Raw genomic sequence first — 21,041 nt, forward strand, 5'->3', positions numbered from 1 at the left:
GGAATGCAAAGGCGGACCTAGTCCGGCTGGGCGAGCAGGTCCAGAAAAACCTGACCGAAACGATCAATCTTTTGTTCCCCCATACCGGCGATCCGCGCCAGTTCCGACAGGGTCGCGGGGCGGCGTTCGGCGATCTGGCGCAGCGTGGCATTGGAGCAGCTGAGCGGTTTGCCGGTGCCGTCCTCGCCGCGCGCCAGTTCCAGCTGCGCCTCTTGCAGCCGGTCGAACAGCGCGCCAGCGTCCTGCCCGGCCAGCTTGCGCCGTGCCGGGTGCATATCTTCCTGCGCGGCGCCGGTGATCACCGACAGGAATTGCGCGCCGTAGCTTTGCAGCTTCTTGGCACCGACGCCGTTGATATTCGCCATGTCGTCAAAGCTTTGCGGGCGCTTTTCGGCCATCTCGATCAGCGTGCGGTCGGGGAAGATCATGTAGGGCGGTAAGCTGGCCTCGCGCGCTAGCGACGTGCGCATCGCCTTGAGCGCAGACATCAGCGGCGCGTCCTCGTCGGACACCAGCGTCTTGACCTGCGGGCGCCGATCGGCGGCACGGTCCATCACGTCCTGCCGCAGCTGGATCGTTTCCTGCCCCTTGAGGATCGGCAGCGCCGCATCGGTCATCACCAGCGCGCCGTGCCGGTCGGCATCGGGGCGTACCAGATCAAAGCCCATCATCTGTCGGAACACCGCCTGCCACTGGCCCTTCTTCAGATCGCGCCCGACGCCAAAGGTCGGCAGGCTGTCATGCCCGCGCTGGCGCACCTTGTCGGTCTCGTTGCCCATCAGGATGTCGACCAGATGCCCCATGCCAAAGCTCTCGCCGGTGCGCAGCGCGGCGGACAGTGCCTTGCGCACCACCTCGGTGCCGTCGAACACCTTGGGCGGCGCATCGCACAGATCGCAATTGCAGCAAGGCTCGGAGCTTTCGCCGAAATATTTCAACAACTTCTGACGACGGCAGCCCAGCGCCTCGGCCAGACCCAGCAGCGCATTCAGTCGCCCATGATCGGCGGTGCGCCGGTCAGCCGGGGCGTTGCCCTCGTCGATCTGCGAGCGGCGCAGGCGAATGTCATCAGCGCCATAAAGCGTCATGGTTTCGGCCGGGGCACCATCGCGCCCGGCGCGGCCGATTTCCTGATAATAGGCTTCGATGCTCTTGGGCAGATCGGCATGTGCGACCCAGCGGATATCGGGCTTGTCGACCCCCATGCCGAAGGCAACGGTGGCAACCACGATCAGCCCATCCTCGACGGCAAAGCGTTCCTCGACCGCGCGGCGGTCTTCGGGGAACATGCCGCCGTGGTAGTGACAGGCGACATGCCCGTCGTCGCTCAGTGCCTTGGCGATGGCTTCGGTCTTGTTGCGGGTGCCACAATAGACGATGCCCGAACGCCCCTTGCGCGCGGCGGCAAAGCGCAGGATCTGGCTGCGCGGGTTGTCCTTGGGCAAGAAGGCAAGGTGGATGTTGGGACGGTCGAAGCCGCGCAGGAAGGTGCTGGGCGTCTCGCCATCGAACAGGCGGCGGACGATTTCCTCTTGGGTTTCCTGATCGGCGGTGGCGGTAAAGGCCGCCAGCGGCACGCCAAGCGCGCGGCGCAGCTCGCCGATGCGCAGGTAATCGGGGCGGAAATCATGGCCCCATTGGCTGACGCAATGCGCCTCGTCGACGGCGATCATGCTGACCCCCGCTTCGGCCAGCATCCGCTGGGTGCCGCCATTGGCCAGCCGTTCGGGCGCAAGATACAGCAGCTTCAGCCGCCCCTCGCGCAGCATGTCCCAGACCGCGTCGGTTTCCTCGGGGGTGTTGCCCGAGGTCAGCGCCCCGGCGCAGACCCCCGCCTCGCGCAGGCCGCGCACCTGATCGCGCATCAGGGCAATCAGCGGAGAGATCACCACCGTGACCCCGTTCCGCATCAGCGCGGGCAGCTGGAAACACAGCGATTTGCCGCCGCCCGTGGGCATGATCGCCAGCACATTGTCGCCGCGGGCGACAGAGTCGACGATCTCGCCCTGACCGGGGCGGAAGGCATCGAAGCCAAAGACCTGCTTGAGCAACGCCTCGCCCGAGGCGTCATGATCTGCGTCGCGGGGCATCACCGGTGATCCTGCCATTACTAGCTATATCTGCGTCAGTCGGCAGGGTCGCATACTAAGATTTGCGGAACAAGGCCGGGGCCGCGTCAGAACAGCAGGCTCGGCAGGATGTAATCGCGCAGCGAGATGATGATGATGAACACCACCAGCGGCGCAAGATCCAGCGGCCGCGTATCCGGCAGAATGCGGCGGATCGGGTTGTACAGCGGTTCCAGCAGGCGGTTCAGGCCGGTCCAGATCTGGCCGACGATCGGCTGGCGCAGGTTGAGGATGTTGAAATTGATCAGCCAGCTCATGATGATATGCACGATCATGATGAAGAAGACCGCATCAAGGATCAGTTTCAGCGGTCCGTAAATTGCCATCATGTGCCGGGTGTCCCTTTCGTTCCATTGTTTGCCGGGGTTATTTAGGCACCGGGGCGCTTAGGGACAAGAGTGCCGTGAGGTCGCGGTTGACGCGATGGCGCAGCGCGGCAGTCTCGCCACAAATCAAGGAGCGCCGCATGTATCCCTTCATCCGCATGGCCAAGGAAATCCGCAAGTTCCGCAAGGCCGATCCGCTTGGGCTCGATGGCATCCATGTGTCGCACCACACCTGCTGGCCGTGGGACATCGACCTGTGGAAGGAATTGAACAACGGCCGTACCCTGACGCTGTACGATCTGGGGCGCATTCCGCTGGCGCAGCGGGCCGGGCTGCTGGGCACGCTCAAGCGCGAAGGCTGGGGGCTGACGATCGCCGGGGCCTGCGTGCGCTATCGCCGCCGCATCCGGGTGTTCGAAACCATCGAGATGCGCTCGCGCATGGTCGGCTGGGATGCGCGGTTTCTCTACCTGGAACAATCCATGTGGAGAAAGGACGGCGAGTGCGCCAATCACGCGGTCTATCGCAGCGCGGTGACCGGGCCGGGCGGCATCGTGCCTCCCGCTCAGGTGCTAACCGCGATGGGGCATGAGCCGCACTCACCGCCCCTGCCCGCCTTCGTGCAAAAGTGGATCGAGGCCGAAGACCTGCGCCCATGGCCGCCGCAGTGCTGAAGTTTTCACACAGGCGGCACGGTTTGCCGCTTGCCTGACCTTGCGCCGGGCTGGTCTAACGCCCTCGCGGGCACGGAGGGCGGCATGGCACAGGTTTCAAAAAAGCGCATCTGGGGCTGGATGATGTTCGACTGGGCGCAGCAGCCCTACGCGACGCTTGGCCTGACCTTCATCTTCGCGCCCTATTTCGCCGCCGTCGCCGCCGATCACTTCGCGGCAGAGGGCATGGCCGTCGATGCCGCCAAGGCGCAGGCGCAGGGGCTGTGGTCGTCGGCGCAGACGGTATCGGGGCTGTTCATCGCGCTGTCGGCGCCGCTGCTCGGGGCGTGGGCCGATGCGTCGGGGCGCAAGATGCCGTGGCTGGCGGGCTTCACCGCGCTGGCGGTGATCTGCGCGGCAAGCCTGTGGGGGCTGTTGCCAGATGGCACCGGGCTGATGATGGCGCTTGTGGCGTTCTGGGCCGGGTACACCGCATCGGAATGCGCCTTCAACCTCAACAACGCCACGCTGCCGCAGCTGGGCACGCCGCAGCAGGTTGGGCGGATCTCGGGCAGCGCCTCGGCCTTTGGCTATTGGGGCGGGGTTGTCTCGCTCTTCGCCATGTTGCTGCTCTTCGCGGAAAACGAGACAGGCACCACCCTGATCGGCACCGCGCCTGTTCTGGGGCTGGACCCTGCCGCGCGCGAAGGCACCCGCTTTGTCGGCCCATTCATCGCGATCTGGTTCGCGCTGTTCATGGTGCCGTTCTTCCTGTGGAACCGCGACCCGGCGCCCAGCCCGCGCGGGCGCGCCCGGGCCGGGACGATCATCGCAGAGCTGCGCGCCGCGCTGCGCGATCTGGCAGAGCGCCCATCCTATCGCAGCTTTCTGCTGTCTTCGATGCTGTACCGCGATTCGCTGGCGGCGCTTTATGCCTATGGCGGCATCTATGCCCGGCTGGTGCTGGGATGGGAAATCACCCAGATCGGCGTTTTCGGCATCATCGCAGCGATTTCCGCCGCCATTCTCAGCTGGGCGGGCGGGCATGCCGACCAGCGCTTCGGGCCAAAGCCGGTCATCCTGTCCTGTGTCTGGCTGCTGATCGCGGTCAGCACCATCATCATCGGCATGTCACGCGACCATCTGTTTGCGCTGCCCCTGACCGAAGGTTCGCCCCTGCCCGATATCCTGTTCTACATCTGCGGCGCCATCATCGGCGGCGCGGGCGGGGCGCTGTATTCCGCCTCGCGCTCGATGATGGTGCGCCACACCGATCCGGCCCGCGCTGCCGAAGCCTTTGGCCTGTTCGCGCTGAGCGGCAAGGCCACTGCCTTTCTCGCCCCGGCGCTAATCACCTTCTTCACACTGTGGACCCAATCCAATCAACTCGGCTTTCTTCCGGTGATCTTCCTTTTCCTTGGCGGCCTCACTCTGCTACGTTGGGTACAACCTGACGGAGACCGAGCAGAATGATCCGCACCCTGACCGCCCTTCTTGCTGCCACGGCAATCCTGACCGGTTGCGGCGAAAAGCGCCCTGCCACGCAGGCCGACCTTCCGCGCGTGACAGGCGTGCTGTCGACGCAAAGCGCCAAGGCGGCGTTTGGCACGCTGTCTTTCGCCTCACAGCAATCGCCCGCCCCCTTCGGCAGCTACGCCAAGGGCTGCGCCGCGGGCAACGTGCAACTGCCCGAAACCGGCGCGACGTGGCAGGCAATGCGCCTGTCCCGCAACCGCAACTGGGGCCAGCCGGTGATGATCGACTACCTTCAGGATCTGTCGCGCAAGGCCGCGCAGCTGCCCGGCTGGAACGGTCTTTATATCGGCGATATCGCGCAGCCGCGCGGCGGCCCGATGCTGTCGGGCCATGCCAGCCACCAGCTCGGGCTCGATGCCGATATCTGGATGCTGTCCGCAACCGATCTGACCCTCAGCCGCGCCGCGCGTGAGAGTATCTCGTCGATCTCGACGCGCCGCGCCTCGGGAGCCTACACCAACGACAACTGGACCCGCGCCCATCACGAGTTGCTCAAAGCGGCGGCGAGCGATCCGCGCGTAGCACGGATCTTTGTGTTTCCCGGCGCCAAGGTGCAGATGTGCAACGATGAAACCGGCGATCGCAGCTGGCTGCGCAAGATCCGCCCGTGGTACGGGCACCACTATCATTTCCACGTGCGGCTGAGCTGCCCGCCGGGCGCTGTCGGCTGCATCAATCAGGATCCGCCCCCCGCCGGAGACGGCTGCGCCGATGCGCAGGCTTGGGTGAACAACATCCTCAACCCGCCGCCCCCCGATCCCAACGCGCCGGCCCCCAAACCCAAGCGTGAACTCACCCTCGGAGATTTGCCGGCACAATGCGCTTCAGTCCTCGCGGCGCAATGATTGCGCTCGCCGCGCTCTGCCTCGCCCTGTCAGCCGGCGCCGGCGACAGCACCGCAGGGTTTGTCGGCAGCTTCCGCTGGACGATGGACGATGACGCCTTCGGCGGTCTGTCGGCGATCGAAATGTCCGACGATGGCAGCCAGATCACCGTGATCGGCGATCGTTCCGCCTATCTGACCGCCCGGATCACCCGCAAGAACGGGCGTATCGTCGGGGTCGAGGCCACCCGCCCCGCCCTGCTGCGCGCCCCCAATGGCAAGCGCGCTGCTGGCGACAGCGAGGGCCTCGCCATCAGGGGCGACCGGCTTTACGTCTCGTTCGAAGGCCCGGCCCGCGTCATGTCCATTGACAGCGAACTGCGCGCGCATCCGCTGCCCAGCGTTCCGGCCTTTGCCACATATCCGGGCAACAGCGGCTTCGAGGCGCTTGCCATCGACGCCAAGGGCCGCCTGCTGACCCTGCCCGAGCGTTCCGGCGCGCTGCTGCGCGCGTTCCCGGTCTGGCGCTTCGATGGGCAGCGCTGGACGCAACCTTACGAGATCCCGCGCCGGGGCGGCTTTCTGGTTGTCGGGGCCGATGTCGGCCCGGACGGGCGGCTGTACCTGCTGGAACGTGAATTCACCGGCTTCGGCTTTCTGTCGCGGGTGCGCCGGTTCGACATGACCGACGATGCGCTCAGCAATGAAACCGAGCTGCTCAGCTCGTCGGTCTTCCAGTTCGACAACCTCGAAGGCATCGCCGTGTGGCGCGACGACACCGGCGAAATCCGACTGACCATGGTGTCGGATGACAATTTCAACCCGCTGCAAAAGACCGAGCTGGTGGAATTTCGCGTGCCCGAAACGCTTGCGTCACGGGGCGAAACGCCCTAACAGACCGCGTCCGGGCGCATTCCGGAACAAGTTCCCCGCAACCTTGTAAAAACGGGTCACCTCATGACACGCAAACATCTTCCCGGCATTCTTGCCATGGCCGCCATCGTGCTCGCCTCGAATATTCTGGTGCAATTCCTGTTCGGCCAGTGGCTGACCTGGGGCGCCTTTACCTACCCTCTGGCCTTTCTGGTCACCGATGTGATGAACCGCCTGTACGGTGCGCCCGCCGCGCGCCGGGTGGTTTTTGCCGGGTTTGTCGTGGGCGTGATCTGCTCGCTGATCGGCACACAGATCATGCTGACCGGCGACGGCTACACCTACCCCGCCGTGACGCTGCGCATCGCCATTGGCTCAGGCCTTGCCTTCCTGACAGCGCAACTGATGGATGTGGCGATCTTTGATCGCTTGCGCGATGGCGCATGGTGGCGCGCACCGCTTGCATCGACTTTGGTCGGATCGGCGCTCGACACCGCTCTTTTCTTCGGCATCGCGTTTTCCGGCGCCTTCGGCTTTGTCGAGCCGGGAAATGACGTCAGCTGGGCGCAAGAAACCCTGCCTTTGCTGGGGGTTGGCCCGATCGTGCCGCTTTGGGTGTCGCTGGGAACGGCGGACTGGCTGGTCAAACTGGCGCTGGCGGTGATTGCCCTCGTGCCCTTCCGGATGATCGTTTCGAAGGCACTTTCACGAAACGCTTACGTTTGATCTGCTAAAAACGCTTTGCGGGTTCGCTATTCCATGGCAACCTGAACTTGCGTTTTTCAACAGCTGAAAGGAGGTGATCCAGTGTCTAGAGTCACATTGGAGAGAGGTGTCGGAACAGCCCGGAGGATGACCTGCTAGGGCAGCCCCTGGCAGCGAGTCCCCTCAGGGTTGGCATAGCCTAACCGGCCCGCCTCCTTGACGTCTCGAATGGGTCACCCCACAGGCAGGGTGGCCCATTTCAGTTTTTCAGCGCTTGCCCGGATCGCCTTCCGGCAAGCATTCAGGGGCCGCTTCGGGAAACCGTGGCGGCCCTTGCGTTTCATGCTATGTGATGCCCCATGCTCAGGATCAACGACCGCATATCCATCGAAGACTGGGAGATCACCGAACAGTTCGTCCGGGCCTCGGGGCCGGGCGGGCAGAACGTGAACAAGGTCTCCAGCGCAGTCGAGCTGCGATTCGAAGCCGAGCGTTCGCCGAATCTGCCGCAGCCCGTGAAGACGCGGCTGCGCACGCTGGCCGGGCGGCGCTGGACCAAAGAGGGCGCGCTGGTGCTTCAGGTCGACGAGACCCGCAGCCAGGTGCGCAACCGAGAGATCGCCCGCGAACGTTTGATCGACCTGATCGTAAAGGCCTGCGAAAGGCCCAAGCGGCGCGTCGCCACCCGGCCGACGCTTGGCTCTAAACGGCGGCGGCTCGAGTCGAAAAAGCAACGCGGAGAGGTGAAATCCCTGCGCGGCAAGATCGATCCCTCCTCCTGAATCTTGCCATGCCCCGGTGGCAAACGAGCGCCGCCATATTTGTCGCCCGTCGGATGAGGCCACCTGCGCCTTCATCGCCGATGCGCGGCGCCGTTGTCAGGCGTGCTGGCCGCCATTCACATCGATCACCGCGCCGTTGACATAGCTCGCCTGCGCCGAACACAGGAACAGCACCACCCGCGCCACCTCGTCGGGTTTGCCGAGCCGACGCAGCGGAATCACCTGCGTCATGTTTTCGGTGCCCGGGGACAGGATCTCGGTCTCGATCTCGCCCGGCGTCACCATGTTGACGCGCACGCCGCGCGGCCCAAGCTCTGCCGCCGCCTCGCGGGTCAGCGCCTCGAGCGCCGCCTTGGAACAGGCATAGGCAACCCCGGCAAAGGGATGCACCCGCCGCCCGACGATCGAGCCGACATTGACCACCGCGCCCTTGGCCTCGCTCAGCTCGGGCAGCAGATCACGCATCAGCGCCGCCGGTCCGACCAGATTGACGTTGAGCACATGTTTCCACACCGCGTCAGAGCTGCCCTCGATGCCAAGCCGCGCGCCGCCCTCGCCCTTGGGCGAGATGCCGGCGTTGTTGACGATGGCGTGCAGACCGCTGCCGCCTAGCGCCTCGCGCACCCGCGCGGCCATCTCGGCCCGCGCCACCGGGTCGGCAAGATCGCCCTGAATATGGTCGGTGCCGCCAGCGTGCCACGGGCAGCGCGAATCGAACGCGGTGCGCGAGACGGTCAGCACCCGCCAACCCGCCGCCTGAAACACCTTGACGGTGGCGTGGCCGATGCCCCGGCTGGCGCCGGTCAGCAGCAATGTTTTCTGGTCCGTCATCGCGGCCTCCTGTGAGTGCGTCTAGATGTGGAACGCAACGCCGCGCGCCGCAAGCCCCCCGGCACGCGCCGACACGGATCCGTCAGCGCGCCAGCCGGCGCAACGCAAATGGCGTTCACAAAGCGCATTTTACGCGTGGCGGATGCGCCACGCCCTGCGACCCGGACGCAGCGGCCTTGCGGCAGGTAAACATCATTCCGGAAGGGCATCCACCGTAACCGTGCGATCCTTGAGCCCGACACCCGAAAGCCTCAGTTTGAACGCCTCGCGCACCAGCCACGCGGCGCGATGCGCCGCATCGGGCGCGGCCAGCCCGCCGGGGCGGATGTTCGAGATGCAGTTGCGGTCGGCATCGCTGCGCCCGAGCCGTGGCCCGAAGGTCAGATACAGCCCAAGGCTGTCGGCTGCCGACAGGCCGGGGCGCTCTCCGATCAGCACCACCACCATCCTTGCGCCAAGAATTGCGCCGATCTCGTCGCCGATCGCCACGCGCGCCTGCGTTGCGGCAACCAGCGGCGCAACGCTGAGCCCATCGAGCATTGGCAGGAAGGCCGCCAGAAATCCCGGCGCCTGATCCTGCGTCGCCAGAGACGACAGGCCATCGGCCAGCACGATGGCAATGTCGGCGCCTTTGGGCTGCGCTTCGAGCGCCTGCGCCGAGGCGTCATCCAGCCGCCGCCCCCAGTCGGGGCGCTGAAGATAGGCGGCGCGGTCCGGCGCGCGCGAGGCCGTGCGGATCAGCGGGCCGGTCTGTTGTTCCAGCAGGTCCAGATCCAGCACGGAATGCACCGCCGTGCGCGCCTGCGCATGGGCGATCTGAAATTCAAGGTTACGCGCAGTGCTGAGCGACACGCCGGTGCGCCCGAGCGCAATCCGCGCCGAGGTGTGGCGGCGCAGCCGCGCCCAGGGGTCTTGGTTGCGTTGATCGGGCAGGTCAGCCATTCACCCGGCCTCCAGCAGCGACAGGCGCTGCGAGAGCACCGCGGGGGGGCGCGCCGCCGGGGTGAAACCACCGTCCTTGGCCATCAGGCCGCTGCGGTCGAGCCAGTCCTCGAATTCCGGTGCGGGGCGCAGCCCGAGCACCCGGCGGGCATAAAGCGCGTCGTGAAAAGAGGTGGTCTGGTAGTTCAGCATCACGTCATCCGACCCCGGAATGCCCATGATGAAATTGATCCCTGCCGTGCCAAGCAGGGTCAGCAGCATGTCCATGTCGTTCTGATCGGCCTCGGCGTGGTTGGTGTAGCAGATGTCGCAGCCCATCGGCACGCCCAGCAGCTTGCCGCAGAAATGATCCTCGAGGCCCGCGCGGATGATCTGCTTGCCATCATACAGGTATTCCGGCCCGATGAACCCCACCACGGTGTTCACCAAGAGCGGGCGATAGCGCCGTGCCACGGCATAGGCGCGCGATTCCAGCGTTTGCTGATCGACGCCGTGATGCGCATCGGCCGACAGGCAAGACCCCTGCCCCGTCTCGAAATACATCACGTTGTCGCCCACCGTGCCGCGCCCTAGCGACAGCGTCGCCTCATGCGCCTCGGCCAGCAAAGCCAGCGAGATGCCGAAGCTCTCGTTGGCCTTTTGCGTGCCCGCGATGGATTGAAAGGTCAGATCGACCGGCGCGCCCTCTTCGATGGCGGCCATGGTGTTGGTGACATGACTGAGCACGCAGCTTTGCGTCGGGATGCCGTGCTCGTGGATGATCTCGTCCAGCAGATGCAGCAGTTGCACCGTGGCGTGCAGGTTGTCGGTGGCCGGGTTGATGCCGATCACCGCATCGCCCGAGCCATACATCAGCCCGTCAAGGATGCTGGCCGCGATGCCGCGCAGATCATCGGTCGGGTGGTTCGGCTGAAGCCGCGTCGACAGATGCCCCGGCAGGCCCACCGTATCGCGAAACCCTGTCACCACGTGGCATTTCTTGGCGATCAGGATCAGATCCTGTATCCGGCACAGCTTGGACACGGCGGCGGCCATCTCGGGCGTGAGCCCCGGCGCCAGCGCCGCCAGCGCCGCGCTGTCGGCGCTGTCCGACAGCAGCCAGTCGCGCAGATCGCCCACCGTCATCGACGACACCGGCGCAAAGGCCGTCGCATCATGCGTATCGATGATCAGCCGTGTGACCTCGTCGGTCTCATAGGGCACCACGGCCTCGGTCAGGAAGGTCTTTAGCGGCAGCTCCGCCAGTGCCACCTGCGCCGCCACCCGTTCGACATCGCTCAGGGCCGCGACTCCGGCAAGCTGGTCGCCAGAGCGCAGCGGCGTAGCCTTTGCCATCAGCGATTTCAGGTCCGCAAAGCGGTAGGTTTCCCCGCCAAGGCTGGTGCCATACATGGCGCGCTCTCCTGTATCGTCTTTGCGAAAACAGTTAAGGGGCCGCGCGAACGAGGTCCACGGCTGATGCTCCGGCAACCCGGATGAGCCCAATACGTGCCACTAAATCAGGCAGATCGCAGCGCGCTCAGCCCACGATCAGTTGCTTGAGTTGCAGCGCCTCGTATTCCAGTGCCGTCACGCGGTAGTTGACCACATCGCCGACCGAGATCATCCCGACAAGCTCGCCGTGATCCATCACCGGCATGTGGCGGAAGCGCCCGTCGGTCATCCGGCGCAGAACCCGCACCAGCGGTTCGGCGGGGGTGCAGGTCTCGACCGCCTTGGTCATCAACTCCTTGACGGTCTGCGGCAAGGTCTGGCCGGGGGTGTCCGCGAGGCGGCGCACGATGTCGCGCTCGGAAAGAATGCCAACGATCGCGCCGCTGTCATCCAGCACAAGGATCGCACCGATCTTGCGATCCCGCAGGACCTTCACAACCTCGCCGATCGTATTGTCCGGCCCGGTCGACACGACCTCCGCGCCCTTCTGTTCCAGAACATGGTGCACCGTGGCCTCGGCCACCTTGACGTTGCTGGAGAGCGACTGGCTCACGGTCTTGTCCGATTCATCATCGGCCTTGATATGCGGTTGGTACGACATGGGCATGGTTGTTCCTCCCTTGCTCCTCGAAAACCGTAGTGCGATCAGGGTAGAACCAAATCACCCGATCCGGGAAGGAAATAATCCGTGGAAGAGCTTGCGCTCACCCCGTTCAGCGCAACAACGCTGTTCATCGCCGCCTGTATCGCCGGAATGCAGTACCGCAGAGCGTGGAAAGCCGAAGGCCCGCGCTGGCAGCTCTGGCTTTACGGGCTGATCGCGGCGGGGGCTTTGCTGACGCTCGGGTTCCTGCCGATGTCGGCCTGAAACGCGAAACGCGAGACCTCAGGCCTCGCGCTCCATGTCATCCAGCATCTTCTTGGCGCGCGGGCAACTGCCCAGACGTTCCTTCAGCGGTGAGTCGGGGTCGATCTCGCGCTGACAGACGACGCAATGGTCGGCATCCGAAATCGCGTTCAGCCCGCCGCAGCTGCCCTTGATCGTGCGCCCGTTGAGGATGACGCCAAGCGCCATGCCCAGCATCACGATCATCAGCAGGCCAAAGGCCAGAAGAAAGGTCGTCATGGCGCGTGCTCCTTTCGGATCGGGGCCAGGCCCCGCAGGTTCAGGCGGTCAGCGCCGTGAACCGGTCGCTGGCCGTTGCCACCACATCGCCTGCCGCGTCGCCGCGTTCAAGGAACAGCACCGCCATGTCACGATCATTTGCGATCTTCAGGCCCTCTTCGCGGCCCAGCACCAGCAGCGCGGTCGCCCAAGCGTCGGCCAGCATGGCGTTGTCGGTCATCACGGTGACCGAGGCGGTCTTGTGGGTGACCGGGCGTCCGGTGGTGGCGTCGAGGATGTGCGAATAGCGCACCCCGTCCTGTTCGAAGAAGTTGCGGTAATCGCCCGAGGTCGCCATGCCCATGTCGGACACGCCAACCACCTTCATGACGCCACGATCATAGGCATCGGGGGTTTCGATGCCGATCTGCCAAGCCTTCCCTTCGGGGTTCAGACCGGCGGTATAGATATCGCCGCCCACCTCGACCATGTAATCGGTCAGGCCGAAGCCTGCGAGGGTCTGTGCCACGCGGTCGATGCCATAGCCCTTGCCGATGGCCGACACATAGATCTCGGCCTCGGGGCGCAGCTTGCGCAGGGCGTTGCCGTTAACCTCGATCGAGTCAGCCTGACCGCAGCAGGCCAGCGCTTCGGCGATTTCCGCATCCGACGGCGCATCGCTGCGCGTCTTGCCAGCGCCAAAGCCCCAGAGGTCGAGCAGCGGGCCGACGGTCACGTCAAAGCGCCCGTTCGATCCGTCATGCACCTGCTGCGCAGCCGCGATCACGCCCGCCAGTTCCGGCGACACTGCGAAAGCCTCGTCCGAGCGATGCGCATTGAAGCGCGACAGTTCGGATCCGGCCTCCCAGTTCGACATCTGCGCGATGACATCGCTCAGGCTGGCATCGACTGCCGCCTGAAGCTCGGCCTGATCGACATTCTTGGAATGATCGACGGCGATGACGTTATAGCCCGTGCCCATGGTCAGCCCGGACAGTTCCAGCACGTTCCAGCCTGTCTTGCAGGCGGCAAGAGCGAGGGGCATGACAAGAAAGCTGCGGCGGGAGAAGGTGAATTGCTCGGGCACGTTTTTGGTCTCCACGAAGGGGGTCTGTCGCATTCGGTGGCGTATGTTCGGGCTTCTGAGCCGTTTTCGACAAGGATTCAACATTAATCTAGGTTTTGCCCCGACTGGCCTCTTCAAAAACGCTGCGTTGCGGCGCATAAGACCGCAAAAATGGACAGGACGAGAGTGACGTGCAGCGATTTACGTTAAGAAAAGGACTCGACCTTCCGGTGCTCGGAGCGCCAGAAGGCGGGATCGAGGATGCCCCCGCGGTTCGCACGGTCGCGATCCTCGGGGCAGACTACATCGGCTTGAAACCGCGCCTCTCCGTTCAGGAAGGCGACTTGGTGCGCGCGGGATCGCCGGTGTTCGCCGACAAGGACATGCCGCAGGTTCAGGTGACCTCGCCGGTGGCCGGACGGATCAAGGCGATCAACCGCGGCCCGCGCCGGGTTCTGACCAGCATCGAGATAGAGGTCGACCCCGCCTCGGGCGAGTCGGTGGATTTCTCGAACACCGGCGACATCCACACCGCCGAAGGCCTGACCGAACGGCTTTGCGCGGCGGGCCTGTGGACCTCGTTCCGCACCCGGCCCTATTCCAAGGTGCCCGCGCCCGATAGCCGCCCCGCCGCGATCTTTGTCACCGCGATAGACAGCGAGCCGCTGAGCGCCGATGCCGCCGCGATCATCGCCGAAGACAGCCATGCCTTCACCCATGGCCTGACCGCGATCACCCGGCTGACCGCGGGCCACACCTACCTGTGCATGGATGCCGAAAGCACCGTGCCGGGCGCAGGCATTCCCGGCGTATACGTGGCCGGTTTCGAAGGGCCGCACCCGTCGGGCCTTGCCGGCACCCATATCCATTTCCTCGAAGCGTCCTCGGCCACGAAAACCGTCTGGACCATCGGCTATCACGACGTGATCGCCATTGGCCGGCTGATCGACAGCGGCGAGCTGGACATGAGCCGCACCATCGCCATCGCCGGGCCGCTGTGCAAGCGCCCGCGCACCGTGCGCACCATGGCCGGGGCCTCGATGCTGGAGCTGTGCCACGACGATCTGGCGACGCAGCTGCCAGTGCGGATGATCTCGGGCTCGATCCTGTCGGGGCGCATGGGGGCGGGCGAAACCGCCTTTCTGGGCCGCTACCACCGCATGATCACCCTGATCAAGGAAGACACCAAGCAGAACACGTTTGGCTGGATCCTGCCGATGAGCGACAAATACGCCTACCAGCCGGTGCTGGGATCGGCCTTCACCAAAAAGCTGCACGCGCTGACCAGCAACCTCAACGGCGGTCGCCGCGCCATGGTGCCGCTTGGCACCTTCGAAGAGCTGATGCCGCAGGATTACCTGCCCACCCAGCTTCTGCGCGCGCTGCTGGTGATGGACACCGACACCGCTCAGGCGCTTGGCGCGATGGAACTAGACGAGGAAGACCTCGCCCTCTGCGGTTTTGCCTGCCCCGCCAAATATGAATATGGCCTCGCATTGCGCGACAGCCTCACCAAGATCGAGAAGGAGGGCTGACCTTTGGGTCTTCGTCAGGTCTTTGACCGGATCGAACCGCACTTTCACAAAGGCGGCAAGCTCCACAAGTATTACTCCATCTACGAGATGGTGGAGAGCCTCGTCTACACGCCGAAAACCGTGACGACCGTTGCGCCGCACGCGCGCAGCTACGTCGACATGAAGCGGATCATGACCTACGTGGTCCTCGCGACGATCCCCTGCATTCTCTTCGGCCTGTGGAACGTCGGCTATCAGAGCAACCTTGCCATCGCCGAATATGGCGCATCGGGCTGGCGCGCGGCGATCATCGACGGGCTTGGCATCGGGTTCAACCCCGCCAACCCGCTCGCCAACATGCTGCACGGGCTGCTGTACTGGCTGCCGATCTACATCGTCACGCTTGTCGTGGGCGGCATCTTCGAGGTGATCTTTGCCGTGGTGCGCGGCCATGAGGTCAACGAGGGCTTTCTCGTCTCCTCGATGCTGTTCACGCTGATCCTGCCCGCCTCGACGCCGCTGTGGCAGGTCGCGCTGGGGATCGCCTTTGGCGTGGTCATCGGCAAGGAAGTCTTTGGCGGCACGGGGAAGAACTTTCTCAACCCCGCGCTGGTGGGCCGGGCCTTCCTGTATTTCGCCTATCCGGCGCAAATGTCGGGCGACAGCGTCTGGGTGCCGGTCGATGGCTATACGGGCGCGACCGCGCTGGCGGTCGGTGCGTCCGAAGGCCATGCCGCCCTGCCCCAGCATGGCATCACATGGTTCGACGCCTTCCTTGGCACAATTCAGGGCAGCATCGGGGAAACCTCGGCGCTGGCCTGCCTGATCGGCCTTGCCTTCCTGCTGGTGACCAAGATCGCCAACTGGCGGCTGGTCGCGGGCTGCCTTGTCGGCATGATCGCCTTTGCCTCGCTGCTGAACCTGATCGGATCGGACAGCAACCCGATGTTCGCCATGCCGTGGTACTGGCATCTGGTGATCGGCGGCTATGCTTTCGGCCTCGTGTTCATGGTGACCGAACCCGTGTCTGCCAGCCACACCAACACCGGGCGCTGGATCTACGGCGCGCTGATCGGCTTCATGGTCGTGATGATCCGCGTCATCAACCCTGCCTTCCCCGAAGGCATGATGCTCGCCATCCTGTTCGGCAACGTCTTCGCGCCGCTGATCGACTACTTCGTCGTGCAGGCCAACATCAAACGGAGGGCCAAGCGCAATGCCTGAGTCCACGCCTCGCAAGGGCCTTATCCGCCGCTTTCTCGACACCCCGCCCGACAATACCGCCAAGACCGTCAGCATTGCCGTCGCGCTGTGCCTTGTCGGCTCGATGGTGGTGTCCGCCGCCGCCGTGTCGCTGCGCCCGGTGCAGGACGCCAACCGCCTGCGCGACAAGCAGCTCAACGTGCTTGAAGTCGCCGGCGCCTACGATCCGGACGTGCCGGTGGCGCAAGCCTTTGCCGCCTTCGAGCCGCATGTGCTTGATCTCGACACCGGCGAATTCACCGACCAGTTCGACATCGAGACCTTCGACCAGCTCGCCACATCGTCCGATCCGGCGATCGTGCGGGCGCTTGACGAAGACCCCGCCGGGCTGGGCGGCAAGCAGCAATATTACCAGATGATCTATATCCTGCGCGACGAAGCGGGCGAGATCGACAAGGTGGTGCTGCCGGTTCAGGGCTATGGCCTGTGGTCGACGCTGTACGGTTTCATCGCGCTCGAGGCCAATGGCAACGATATCTTCGGTCTGCAATTCTATCAGCAGGGCGAGACCCCCGGCCTTGGCGCCGAGGTCGACAACCCCCGCTGGAAGGCGCTGTGGCGCGGCAAGAAGCTGCGCGACGACGATGGCGAACTGCAGATCACCGTCGCCAAGACAACGCCTCCCGCCGGTCCCGAATACCACGTCGATGCTCTGGCGGGCGCGACGCTGACGTCGAACGGTGTCGACAACCTCGTCCGCTTCTGGATGGGCGAGCAGGGCTACGAACCCTTCCTCGAACGGCTCAAGGCAGGAGAGATCTGATATGGCGCAGACCTACAAATCGCAACTTGTCGATCCGCTGATCGACAACAACCCGATCACGCTGCAGGTGCTTGGCATCTGTTCGGCGCTGGCCGTCACCTCGTCGTTGCAGGTGGCGCTGGTCATGAGCATCGCGGTGACGCTGGTGACGGGCTTCAGCTCGATGTTCATCTCGATGCTGCGCAACCAGATCCCCGGATCGATCCGCATCATCGTGCAGATGGTCATCATCGCGTCGCTGGTGATCGTGGTCGACCAGCTGCTCAAGGCCTATGCCTATGAAATCTCGAAAACGCTGTCGGTGTTTGTCGGCCTGATCATCACCAACTGCATCGTGATGGGCCGCGCCGAAGCCTTCGCCATGAAGAACCCGCCGGTGCAAAGCTTCATCGACGGCATCGGCAACGGGCTGGGCTACGGGCTGATCCTGATGACCGTGGGCGTGATCCGCGAACTGCTCGGCTCGGGCTCGCTGTTCGGCATCACCATCCTGCCGACGGTCAACAACGGCGGCTGGTACGTGCCCAACGGCCTGCTGCTGCTGCCGCCCTCGGCCTTCTTCGTCATCGGCCTGCTGATCTGGGCGGTCCGCACGTGGAAGCCCAAGCAGCAGGAAGACCGTGAATACAAGATCCAGACGGTGGAGGCACATTGATGGAAGGGCTCGTATCCCTTGCCGTAAAGGCGATTTTCGTCGAGAATCTGGCGCTGTCCTTCTTTCTCGGAATGTGTACCTTCATTGCCGTTTCGAAAAAGATCCAGACGGCCATGGGGCTTGGCATCTCGGTGATGATCGTTCAGGCGATCACCGTTCCCGCCAACAACCTGATCCTGACCCACCTGCTTGCCCCCGGCGCGCTGGCATGGGCCGGGTTTCCGGATGTCGACCTGACCTTCCTTGGTCTGATTTCCTATATCGGGGTGATCGCCGCGCTGGTGCAGATCCTCGAGATGGTGCTCGATAAGTATTTCCCGCCGCTCTACAACGCGCTGGGGGTCTTCCTGCCGCTGATCACGGTGAACTGCGCCATCCTTGGTGGCTCGCTGTTCATGGTGGAACGCGCCTATGATTTCCCCGAGGCGCTGACCTACGGCGTGTCGTCGGGCTTTGGCTGGGCACTGGCGATCACCGCCATGGCCGGGGTGCGCGAAAAGCTGAAATACTCCGACATCCCGGACGGGCTTCAGGGCATCGGCATCACCTTCATCACCGCTGGACTGATGGCCATGGCCTTCATGTCGTTCAGCGGCGTCAAACTGTAAGGGAGGTCTTTACGTGATCACCTTCTCCCTTGGCGTCTTCCTGTTCACCCTGATCGTGCTTGCGCTGGTGGCTCTCATCATCGCGGCGCGCTCCAGACTGGTGTCCACGGGCAACGTCAACATCACCATCAATGGTGAAAAGACCATCTCGGTTCCGGCGGGCGGCAAGCTGCTGCAGACGCTGGCGGCGGAAAAGCTGTTCGTGCCCTCTGCCTGCGGCGGTGGCGGCACCTGCGCGCAATGCCGGGTCAAAATCCACGAGGGCGGCGGGTCGATCCTGCCGACCGAGGAATCGCACATCACCAAGCGCGAAGCCGCCTGCGGCGACCGCCTGTCCTGTCAGGTCGCGGTCAAGCAGGATATGAAGATCGAGGTTCCCGAAGAGGTCTTCGGCGTCAAGAAGTGGGAATGCACCGTGCGTTCCAACGACAACGTCGCGACCTTCATCAAGAACCTCGTGCTGGAACTGCCCGAAGGCGAAGACGTCAACTTCCGCGCCGGTGGCTACATCCAGATCGAAGCGCCCGCGCACAAGCTGTCCTACAAAGACTTCGACATTCAGGAAGAATACCGCCCCGATTGGGACAAGTTCAACCTGTGGCAGTATGAATCGGTGGTCGACGAGCCGATCGAGCGCGCCTATTCCATGGCCAACTACCCCGATGAAAAGGGGCTGATCATGCTGAACGTGCGCGTGGCCTCGCCGCCTCCGGGCTCGCAGGGCATCCCGCCGGGGCAGATGTCGTCGTATATCTTCAACCTCAAGCCCGGCGACAAGGTCACCATTTCCGGCCCGTTCGGCGAATTCTTCGCCCGCGACACCAACAAGGAAATGGTTTTCATCGGCGGCGGCGCGGGCATGGCCCCGATGCGCAGCCACATCTTCGACCAGCTCAAGCGTCTGGAAAACCGCGAGCGCAAGATCACCTTCTGGTACGGTGCCCGGTCGAAGCGCGAGATGTTCTTTGTCGAAGATTTCGACCAGCTCGCGGCGGAATTCCCCAACTTCACATGGCACGTCGCCCTGTCCGATGCCCTCCCCGAGGACGACTGGACCGGCTACACCGGCTTCATCCACAACGTGCTGTATGAAGAATACCTCAAGAACCACCCGGCGCCCGAGGATTGCGAATTCTACATGTGCGGCCCACCGATCATGAACCAGTCGGTGATCAACATGCTGCTTGATCTGGGTGTCGACCGCGAAGACATCATGCTGGACGATTTCGGCGGCTGATCGTCCCGCAGATCTGAAACGTTGAAAGGGGAGGCTACGGCCTCCCCTTTTTCATGCCGGCTGGATGGTCAGCGAGATGCCCGGCTCTGGCCGCACGGTCATATGCATGACCGGCTCTGGCGGCGGCCCCTTGGGGGCAAAGACAAAGCGCGACAGCAGCGTGGCAAGGAGAATCTGCGCCTGCATCATCGCGAAATTCGCCCCGACGCAGATGCGCGGCCCCGCGCCGAACGGCAGGTGCAGGTAGCGCTCGCGCCCCGCCTTGGCCTCTGGCGCAAACCGATCCGGATCAAAGGCGTCGGGATTGGTCCAGTACTGCTCGTGACGCTGCATCGCCCAGATATTGAGGAACACCGTCTCTCCGGCACGAATGTCGCGATCATAGATCCTGTCTTTGTCGAGCACGTTGCGTGCCAGAAACCCGACAGGGGGATACAGCCGCATGGTCTCGTCGAGCACCTGTTCGATGAACGGCATCGCGGCAAGATCCCCTGCCCCGGCGGCCCGCCCGCCCAGCACCGATTGCGCCTCGCTTCGGGCGCGATCCTGCGAGTCGGGATCGTTGGCCAGAAGGTACAGCGCCCAGCTGATCGCCAGCGCCGTCGTCTCATGCCCGGCGACGATGAAGAACTGCATGTTGTGCAACAACTCCTGCGGCGACATGGTCCGGCCGCTTTGCGGGTCGATGGCGTTCAGCATGTGATCGAGCAGGTCATCCTGTGCCCCTGCGCCGGTCTTGCGACGTTCGGCGATGGCCGCGGCCACCATGCGATGCATGGTCTTCACCGCGCCGCGCCCAAAGAATTCCCCCGGACGCGGCACCCAGGGCGGCACTTCGAGGAAATCGAGCAGGGAGGCGCGCCCGACGGTCAGGAAATAGCGGGTGATCGCGGCGCCGTATTCCTCGGCATCGAAATACTCGCGCCCCGACAGGGCAACGTCGCAGATGACATCGAAGGTCGCCGATAGCATTTCCTTGACCAGTTCTGCCTCGCCCGCACTGGCCAGCCGCTGCGCCGCCCGCTCTGCCGTCGCCGTCATCACCGGGGCCAGCGCCTCGACATGGCGCGCCGCAAACACCGGCGCGATGGCGCGGCGCTGCCAACGCCACGCGGCGCCTTCCGATGTGAACAAGCTGTTGCCCACGGCGGGGCGCAACATGCGGATCATCACCTCGGATTTCGGGTAGTTGCCGACATTGGTCTGAAACACATGCTTCATGCCCTCGGGGCCCTGAACCATGTGCCAGCGCGCCGGTCCGGTGGTGCCGGTCACGATGGGCTGGGTATAGGCAATCGCCGGGATGATCCCCAGCACATTGCGCCGCGCCGCGCGCAGGCTTGGCAGAATGCCAAGCGGCTTCCCGGGCGGGGTGATCTTTGGGGGCAGGTAAGGTTGCATCGGGCGGTAACTTCCCTTGCGTTGCGGCCTCAAGACGTCGGATCGCTGCGACAACATCGGCATGGACCGGTGTTCGCCTGACAACCTAAGTCTGGCCGGCTGCAAATCCAGAGCTTTTGTCGAGATGGGGGCTTCGGCTGTGCGCTTGCCACGATGACCCGCTCGGAAGCGGGATCGGCGGCGGGCTGACAACCCCTGCGCATCGTCAACAGACGCGATCTCGACCGGCGCAACTGACACAGCCGGACAGGCTGGTCGCGAACGTGGTCCGGGTGTTCAGCACGATCAGGGAAACCAACGTCCGGGAAGGCAAGCTTCGCGGCATGCACCCTGACGGGCCCGCGCCGGTGCACGCGCCGATCAAGCAGCCACTGGGGCGCGGCAGGCTGGGCACC

Annotated in this window: 22 protein-coding genes; 13 read left to right on the forward strand and 9 right to left on the reverse strand. The window is 64.4% G+C overall.

The window, feature by feature from the left end:
* Window positions 1-17 precede the first annotated feature (17 nt).
* Window positions 18-2,090, reverse strand: a complete 2,073-nt coding sequence (recQ, locus tag Q4543_RS01145; RefSeq protein WP_303435862.1) for a DNA helicase RecQ — start codon at window positions 2,088-2,090, stop codon at window positions 18-20.
* An 86-nt stretch (window positions 2,091-2,176) separates the two neighbouring features.
* Window positions 2,177-2,458, reverse strand: a complete 282-nt coding sequence (locus Q4543_RS01150) for a YggT family protein (RefSeq protein WP_216006094.1) — start codon at window positions 2,456-2,458, stop codon at window positions 2,177-2,179.
* A 137-nt stretch (window positions 2,459-2,595) separates the two neighbouring features.
* Here Q4543_RS01150 and Q4543_RS01155 point away from each other — a divergent pair, with 137 nt between their 5' ends.
* The 6 genes from Q4543_RS01155 (at window position 2,596) to arfB (ending at window position 7,827) form a co-directional block, all read left to right on the forward strand.
* On the forward strand, window positions 2,596-3,129 hold the full coding sequence (locus tag Q4543_RS01155; protein WP_303435863.1) for an acyl-CoA thioesterase: 534 nt from the start codon (window positions 2,596-2,598) through the stop codon (window positions 3,127-3,129).
* Between the two features lie 84 nt (window positions 3,130-3,213).
* Window positions 3,214-4,581, forward strand: coding sequence for an MFS transporter (locus Q4543_RS01160; RefSeq protein WP_303435864.1), 1,368 nt, complete (start codon window positions 3,214-3,216; stop codon window positions 4,579-4,581).
* The gene (gene mepA, locus Q4543_RS01165) at window positions 4,578-5,489 is read left to right on the forward strand and encodes a penicillin-insensitive murein endopeptidase (RefSeq protein ID WP_303435865.1); all 912 of its coding nucleotides are present in this window, start codon (window positions 4,578-4,580) and stop codon (window positions 5,487-5,489) included. The genes Q4543_RS01160 and mepA overlap by 4 nt, the downstream gene beginning before the upstream one ends.
* Window positions 5,462-6,361, forward strand: a complete 900-nt coding sequence (locus Q4543_RS01170) for an esterase-like activity of phytase family protein (RefSeq protein ID WP_303435866.1) — start codon at window positions 5,462-5,464, stop codon at window positions 6,359-6,361. The genes mepA and Q4543_RS01170 overlap by 28 nt, the downstream gene beginning before the upstream one ends.
* A gap of 63 nt (window positions 6,362-6,424) precedes the next feature.
* Window positions 6,425-7,066, forward strand: coding sequence for a queuosine precursor transporter (locus Q4543_RS01175; protein ID WP_303435867.1), 642 nt, complete (start codon window positions 6,425-6,427; stop codon window positions 7,064-7,066).
* A gap of 338 nt (window positions 7,067-7,404) precedes the next feature.
* Entirely contained in the window at window positions 7,405-7,827 is a 423-nt protein-coding gene (gene arfB, locus Q4543_RS01180) for an alternative ribosome rescue aminoacyl-tRNA hydrolase ArfB (RefSeq protein ID WP_303435868.1), read from the forward strand.
* A gap of 96 nt (window positions 7,828-7,923) precedes the next feature.
* Here arfB and Q4543_RS01185 read toward each other — a convergent pair whose 3' ends face one another.
* The 4 genes from Q4543_RS01185 to Q4543_RS01200 form a co-directional block, all read right to left on the reverse strand.
* The gene (locus tag Q4543_RS01185) at window positions 7,924-8,658 is read right to left on the reverse strand and encodes an SDR family NAD(P)-dependent oxidoreductase (RefSeq protein ID WP_216006101.1); all 735 of its coding nucleotides are present in this window, start codon (window positions 8,656-8,658) and stop codon (window positions 7,924-7,926) included.
* Window positions 8,659-8,850: 192 nt separating this feature from the next.
* Complete coding sequence (gene eutC, locus Q4543_RS01190; protein WP_303435869.1) at window positions 8,851-9,600, reverse strand: ethanolamine ammonia-lyase subunit EutC; 750 nt, start codon at window positions 9,598-9,600, stop codon at window positions 8,851-8,853.
* Window positions 9,601-10,992 (reverse strand): ethanolamine ammonia-lyase subunit EutB, encoded by a 1,392-nt coding sequence (locus tag Q4543_RS01195; RefSeq protein ID WP_303435870.1) that lies wholly within the window; start codon window positions 10,990-10,992, stop codon window positions 9,601-9,603.
* Between the two features lie 127 nt (window positions 10,993-11,119).
* The gene (locus Q4543_RS01200) at window positions 11,120-11,641 is read right to left on the reverse strand and encodes a CBS domain-containing protein (RefSeq protein ID WP_303435871.1); all 522 of its coding nucleotides are present in this window, start codon (window positions 11,639-11,641) and stop codon (window positions 11,120-11,122) included.
* An 81-nt stretch (window positions 11,642-11,722) separates the two neighbouring features.
* Between Q4543_RS01200 and Q4543_RS01205 the strand changes: the two genes are divergently transcribed.
* Complete coding sequence (locus tag Q4543_RS01205) at window positions 11,723-11,902, forward strand: hypothetical protein (protein WP_216006105.1); 180 nt, start codon at window positions 11,723-11,725, stop codon at window positions 11,900-11,902.
* Window positions 11,903-11,920: 18 nt separating this feature from the next.
* On the opposite strand, the gene nqrM is transcribed toward Q4543_RS01205, so the two are convergent.
* Together nqrM and Q4543_RS01215 are read right to left on the reverse strand one after the other, a co-directional pair.
* Window positions 11,921-12,160, reverse strand: coding sequence for a (Na+)-NQR maturation NqrM (nqrM, locus tag Q4543_RS01210; protein WP_216006106.1), 240 nt, complete (start codon window positions 12,158-12,160; stop codon window positions 11,921-11,923).
* A 40-nt stretch (window positions 12,161-12,200) separates the two neighbouring features.
* Window positions 12,201-13,184 (reverse strand): FAD:protein FMN transferase, encoded by a 984-nt coding sequence (locus Q4543_RS01215; protein WP_303435889.1) that lies wholly within the window; start codon window positions 13,182-13,184, stop codon window positions 12,201-12,203.
* Window positions 13,185-13,396: 212 nt separating this feature from the next.
* On the opposite strand from Q4543_RS01215, the gene Q4543_RS01220 reads away from it, so the two are divergent.
* The 6 genes from Q4543_RS01220 to nqrF are packed head-to-tail and all read left to right on the forward strand — an operon-like array spanning window position 13,397 to window position 19,245.
* On the forward strand, window positions 13,397-14,740 hold the full coding sequence (locus Q4543_RS01220; RefSeq protein ID WP_303435872.1) for a Na(+)-translocating NADH-quinone reductase subunit A: 1,344 nt from the start codon (window positions 13,397-13,399) through the stop codon (window positions 14,738-14,740).
* A gap of 3 nt (window positions 14,741-14,743) precedes the next feature.
* A complete protein-coding gene (locus tag Q4543_RS01225; RefSeq protein ID WP_216006109.1) occupies window positions 14,744-15,943 on the forward strand; it encodes an NADH:ubiquinone reductase (Na(+)-transporting) subunit B in 1,200 nt (399 codons plus the stop codon).
* Window positions 15,936-16,745 carry a Na(+)-translocating NADH-quinone reductase subunit C gene (locus tag Q4543_RS01230; RefSeq protein WP_303435873.1) on the forward strand — a complete coding sequence of 270 codons (810 nt, stop codon included), beginning with the start codon at window positions 15,936-15,938 and terminating at the stop codon, window positions 16,743-16,745. Before Q4543_RS01225 ends, Q4543_RS01230 begins: the two co-directional genes overlap by 8 nt.
* Before the next feature lies 1 nt (window position 16,746).
* On the forward strand, window positions 16,747-17,400 hold the full coding sequence (locus Q4543_RS01235) for an NADH:ubiquinone reductase (Na(+)-transporting) subunit D (RefSeq protein ID WP_216006111.1): 654 nt from the start codon (window positions 16,747-16,749) through the stop codon (window positions 17,398-17,400).
* On the forward strand, window positions 17,400-18,008 hold the full coding sequence (gene nqrE, locus Q4543_RS01240) for an NADH:ubiquinone reductase (Na(+)-transporting) subunit E (protein ID WP_216006112.1): 609 nt from the start codon (window positions 17,400-17,402) through the stop codon (window positions 18,006-18,008). Before Q4543_RS01235 ends, nqrE begins: the two co-directional genes overlap by 1 nt.
* A gap of 13 nt (window positions 18,009-18,021) precedes the next feature.
* Entirely contained in the window at window positions 18,022-19,245 is a 1,224-nt protein-coding gene (gene nqrF / locus Q4543_RS01245) for an NADH:ubiquinone reductase (Na(+)-transporting) subunit F (RefSeq protein ID WP_303435874.1), read from the forward strand.
* A gap of 51 nt (window positions 19,246-19,296) precedes the next feature.
* On the opposite strand, the gene Q4543_RS01250 is transcribed toward nqrF, so the two are convergent.
* Window positions 19,297-20,646: a cytochrome P450 gene (locus Q4543_RS01250; protein ID WP_303435875.1), complete on the reverse strand. Its 1,350-nt coding sequence runs from the start codon at window positions 20,644-20,646 to the stop codon at window positions 19,297-19,299.
* Between the last annotated feature and the right edge of the window lie 395 nt (window positions 20,647-21,041).

Origin of the sequence: Salipiger sp. 1_MG-2023 (assembly GCF_030547555.1) — a bacterium.
GTDB lineage: Bacteria > Pseudomonadota > Alphaproteobacteria > Rhodobacterales > Rhodobacteraceae > Salipiger.

Excerpts from the sequence above, each read along its gene's own strand:
- Q4543_RS01170 (WP_303435866.1), top strand. The coding sequence starts at position 5,462 with ATGCGCTTCAGTCCTCGCGGCGCAATGATTGCGCTCGCCGCGCTCTGC.
- eutC (WP_303435869.1), bottom strand. The coding sequence starts at position 9,600 with ATGGCTGACCTGCCCGATCAACGCAACCAAGACCCCTGGGCGCGGCTG.
- Q4543_RS01185 (WP_216006101.1), bottom strand. The coding sequence starts at position 8,658 with ATGACGGACCAGAAAACATTGCTGCTGACCGGCGCCAGCCGGGGCATC.
- Q4543_RS01215 (WP_303435889.1), bottom strand. The coding sequence starts at position 13,184 with ATGCCCCTCGCTCTTGCCGCCTGCAAGACAGGCTGGAACGTGCTGGAA.
- nqrE (WP_216006112.1), top strand. The coding sequence starts at position 17,400 with ATGGAAGGGCTCGTATCCCTTGCCGTAAAGGCGATTTTCGTCGAGAAT.
- Q4543_RS01155 (WP_303435863.1), top strand. The coding sequence starts at position 2,596 with ATGTATCCCTTCATCCGCATGGCCAAGGAAATCCGCAAGTTCCGCAAG.
- Q4543_RS01235 (WP_216006111.1), top strand. The coding sequence starts at position 16,747 with ATGGCGCAGACCTACAAATCGCAACTTGTCGATCCGCTGATCGACAAC.
- arfB (WP_303435868.1), top strand. The coding sequence starts at position 7,405 with ATGCTCAGGATCAACGACCGCATATCCATCGAAGACTGGGAGATCACC.
- Q4543_RS01200 (WP_303435871.1), bottom strand. The coding sequence starts at position 11,641 with ATGCCCATGTCGTACCAACCGCATATCAAGGCCGATGATGAATCGGAC.
- nqrM (WP_216006106.1), bottom strand. The coding sequence starts at position 12,160 with ATGACGACCTTTCTTCTGGCCTTTGGCCTGCTGATGATCGTGATGCTG.
- Q4543_RS01160 (WP_303435864.1), top strand. The coding sequence starts at position 3,214 with ATGGCACAGGTTTCAAAAAAGCGCATCTGGGGCTGGATGATGTTCGAC.
- Q4543_RS01150 (WP_216006094.1), bottom strand. The coding sequence starts at position 2,458 with ATGATGGCAATTTACGGACCGCTGAAACTGATCCTTGATGCGGTCTTC.
- recQ (WP_303435862.1), bottom strand. The coding sequence starts at position 2,090 with ATGCCCCGCGACGCAGATCATGACGCCTCGGGCGAGGCGTTGCTCAAG.
- Q4543_RS01230 (WP_303435873.1), top strand. The coding sequence starts at position 15,936 with ATGCCTGAGTCCACGCCTCGCAAGGGCCTTATCCGCCGCTTTCTCGAC.
- Q4543_RS01195 (WP_303435870.1), bottom strand. The coding sequence starts at position 10,992 with ATGTATGGCACCAGCCTTGGCGGGGAAACCTACCGCTTTGCGGACCTG.
- mepA (WP_303435865.1), top strand. The coding sequence starts at position 4,578 with ATGATCCGCACCCTGACCGCCCTTCTTGCTGCCACGGCAATCCTGACC.
- Q4543_RS01250 (WP_303435875.1), bottom strand. The coding sequence starts at position 20,646 with ATGCAACCTTACCTGCCCCCAAAGATCACCCCGCCCGGGAAGCCGCTT.
- Q4543_RS01175 (WP_303435867.1), top strand. The coding sequence starts at position 6,425 with ATGACACGCAAACATCTTCCCGGCATTCTTGCCATGGCCGCCATCGTG.